The organism is Planktothrix sp. FACHB-1355, from assembly GCF_014748295.1.
Lineage (GTDB): Bacteria > Cyanobacteriota > Cyanobacteriia > Cyanobacteriales > Aerosakkonemataceae > Aerosakkonema > Aerosakkonema funiforme_A.
On record NZ_JACJUP010001192.1, the window covers coordinates 1 to 2,114 of the forward strand.

Below are 2,114 nucleotides of genomic sequence, written 5' to 3' on the forward strand. Positions count from 1 at the left end.
GCAGGTGTAAATTTAATCGCATTGCCGACAAGGTTATGCAAAATTTGTTGCAGGCGATTTTCGTCAGCTTCTGCTGGGGGAAAGTCAGCCGGAATAGAATTGATCAGTTTCAAATTTTTGTGGGCAGCAAGGGGTTGGCTGAGGGTAAGAATCACATTGGTAATCGATCGCAAGTCTACAGCTTTGAGTTGCAGTTCGATATTCTTGTGTCTGAGTTTTGAGAAGTCGAGAATATCATTGATTAAATTGGACAGACGGCGACCGCTCGATACAATTAAATTGAGGTTGGCTTGTGTAGTTTGTGGGAGTTCTCCAGTTGCACCATCAATCAGAGATTCGGCGATCCCGATAATGCCGTTGAGGGGTGTGCGGAGTTCGTGGGATGTGTTAGCAAGGAATTCATTTTTGAGTTGGTCGAGATGTTTTAAGTCTTCATTTTGCTTTTCTAGAGCAGCAAAGTAATCTTGGAGTTGCTTTGCCATGCTATTAAATGAATTTGTCAGCTTTTCTATTTCGATGATATTGCTAGGTTCGATGTGCTGTTCTAACTTACCTGCGGCAATTTCTTCCGAGGCAATAGAGACTTTTAAGATTGGGCGGGTAATCCACCCTGCGGTGAAAATTCCAACAATAATTGCCAACAACAATGCTAGGCTACATAACAGAAGGGTGTGTCGGGTATTGGCATAAATTTGTGCCATAAAGTCGGATTCGGGGATAACTACCACGGCTAGCCAATCGATGCCTCGTCCATCCCGAATTGGCATGACCTCAACGTAGTGCCATGAATCTTCGATTTTAAACTTGAGGTTTTGACTGCCATCGATCGCTGCAAAGTCACCGAAATGTTCTTTTAAATAGCGAGTAGTAGAACTTACTATCTCATTTGGACTGTTATCTGCGGGGATGCGATCGATCTCCCGGTCTTTCCCTTCACCTTTGATAATAAACGGCTGGCTAATAGTTGAGCTAGCAATTAGTTCGCCCGATCTTTCAATAATAAAACTCTGTCCGTGAGGACTGATTTCTAGACTTTTGAGAAACTCTGTAATTCGCCTCAAACTGAGATTGATTGATAAAACCCCCAGAAGCCGATTGTTAGAGTCGTAAATAGGGCGAACGGGAGAAACCACCAGAGAAGTATTTTCGCGAGAAAAGGAAGAAAAGATCGGACTCCAAGTAGCTTTGCCAGCAAGTTTTGCAGCTTCATACCAAGGGCGGGTGCGGGGATCGTACTCCGCCGACTTCAATAGTTTTTGTTTCCCGCCAAATTCGTCTAGGAAATAAATCTCGCGAATCGGTGCAGTAGCAGTTGTCCGCAGTCTGAGTTCAGCGGTACCATCTTCCATACGTTCGACGCCGACAAACTCGCCTCGTTCGTTCCCAAAGTAGATATAACTCTCCACTTTTTCCTTCTGCACCACCTGCCAGAAATAGCGCCGCAATCCAGGAAAGTTATCTAGCTGTAAATTACGACTCTGGACACCTGCCTCGATGAGTAGCAGAACGTTATAAGATTTATCGAGATAGTCAGCAACGTGCTGGTTGATGCGGACACCAATTTCTTTATTCAACTGAGTTGCCAGGTCATCGATCGCTCGCTGTCCGTTGCGGAAGGAGAGGTAGCCGACTAAGCCTACAGCAGCAACGATTTGCAGGACAAAGGGAACCACCAGCATCGTTCGCAGACGAACTTTTCCGGAGATGTTGTATAAAGCGCCTTTTAATATGAGCATCGCGAAGCAGTTGGTTTACTTAAGGATGATTTAGATAGATAGTTGCACACCTGGTAATTAGTCGAAGTTCGGAATAAGGATGAGATAAAGATAGCCGAATATTACTTAAAATCCAAATCTGCCACGCCTTCCCATCCTTCGGAAACGCCATATTGTTGATACTGCTGACAGCGTTTTACATAAAGCATCGCCGCCTTATCATCTGGATTGATAGTTAATATTTCTGTAAATATTTGTTGTGCTACATCAAAATGTTGCTCGTTATAAGCTATCGTCGCTTGCTCGAACATTGTCCGCGTCTGCGTTTTTAACTGATTCGATAAGCTCAGAGATTCATCATAGATTTCATAAATCGCGACTGGTTCTTTTTTCCCTTTC

The 2,114-nt window shown here is 44.0% G+C and carries 1 protein-coding gene and 1 pseudogene; both read right to left on the reverse strand.

Going from position 1 to position 2,114, the window contains the following annotated elements; translation table 11 throughout:
* On the reverse strand, positions 1-1,736 hold a 1,736-nt coding region (locus tag H6S82_RS30620; protein WP_191057283.1), incomplete at its 3' end, for a cache domain-containing protein.
* 101 nt (positions 1,737-1,837) lie between these two features.
* Positions 1,838-2,114, reverse strand: a pseudogene (locus H6S82_RS30625) (adenylate/guanylate cyclase domain-containing response regulator); the annotation flags it as partial.